Here is a 1345-nt window from a genome sequence, read left to right as displayed (position 1 = left end):
CATTTGGAGAGTCATCGCAGCGGTACAATCTTTTTTCCACCGCCGAGATCACGCCCGCCAGTACCGATAAGTTTGAGCGACGCCTGGAACGCATCGTTCGTGAACTCGCTCGCCTGGTCATGCAACGAACCATCCAGGAAATCGAATCGATTCACCGCGACCAGACCGTCAGTTCATTCGACCTCGATGGCGAAAGCTACCGTCGTAACCGACGCACCGCCAACACCATTGACACTCGTTTTGGCCCCATCTCGTATGAGCGATGGTACTTTCAAAACACGCAAGCCAGAACGCCCGGCATCGCTCCCCTGGATGTCAGGCTGGGGATCGTCGCGGGACGAATGTCGCCGGCACTCGCGGAGGTGACCGGTCGCTTGGCCGCCGACCTTCCCCAGCAAGCCGCCAGGGAAATGCTTGCGGAACGTTTCAGCGTGACACCCTCGGTGGAAGCCTACCGCCGAGTCATCGCTGACTTGGCCACGCAAGTTCGATCGGTGCATGACGACGAAGCGACCCGGCAACTGATCGCCTGGATCGACGAGGCTCGTCAAAGCAAAGGGAAGCACGACGTTTTACTGCAAGTTGGGCGTGACGGAGTGTTCGTGCAATCGCGTCCGTGTTGGGAAGAAGCGTCCTGTGGAACGATTGCCGTTTACGATCGCAATCGCAAGCGAGTCGGGACGATTTACTTGGGCCAGATGCCTGAGAGCGAACAACCGACGATGACTCGGCGATTGACCGAAGTGATCCAAGGTGTGCTGCGTGGAGCGGGCGCGGAGGCCTTAAGACTTCGCTATGTCACCGACGCCGGCTGTCACCCGCAGGCTTACTACCGCGATGTGCTCTGCAAGATGAAACACCCGTTGACCGGTCGACGGTTGAAGTGGACTTGGTGCGTCGATTTCTTTCATGCTTGCGAATACGTTTCGCAGTTGGCTGCTTCGCTCTTCGGCAGTGGAACGGGTAAGGCACACGCTTGGGCGAAGCAACAAAGACACACACTGCGTCACGAGAACAACGGGATCAAAAAGGTGATCGCTCGAGCGGCACAGCAAAAGCGGCGTAGTGGACTCAAAGGGACCAAGAAGGACTTTGACACGGCGTTGAATTACTTAAAGAAGTACAAGGCATACATGGACTATGCGGAACGCAGAAAGAAGGGCGACCCGATCGGCAGCGGAATCACCGAGGCGGGCTGCAAAGTGATTTTCAATCAGCGGTTGAAGCAATCCGGCATGCGATGGCATCGCGTCACAGGGCAGTACATCGTCGATCTCCGGACTGCAAACCGAAGCGGCATTTGGGACCGGATCTGGAAGCGACTGATCTGTTCCCCAGCCGACCT

At 57.2% G+C, this 1345-nt stretch carries 1 protein-coding gene; it reads left to right on the top strand.

Annotated features, from left to right (window positions below; genetic code table 11):
- Positions 1-1345 (top strand): hypothetical protein (locus RE6C_RS05045; RefSeq protein WP_008654475.1); only part of this gene is annotated, 1345 nt, incomplete at both ends.

This window comes from Rhodopirellula europaea 6C (assembly GCF_000338295.1).
GTDB lineage: Bacteria > Planctomycetota > Planctomycetia > Pirellulales > Pirellulaceae > Rhodopirellula > Rhodopirellula europaea.
Note: the sequence above shows the minus strand (reverse complement) of the source record. Positions and strands in the feature narration are given on the sequence as shown.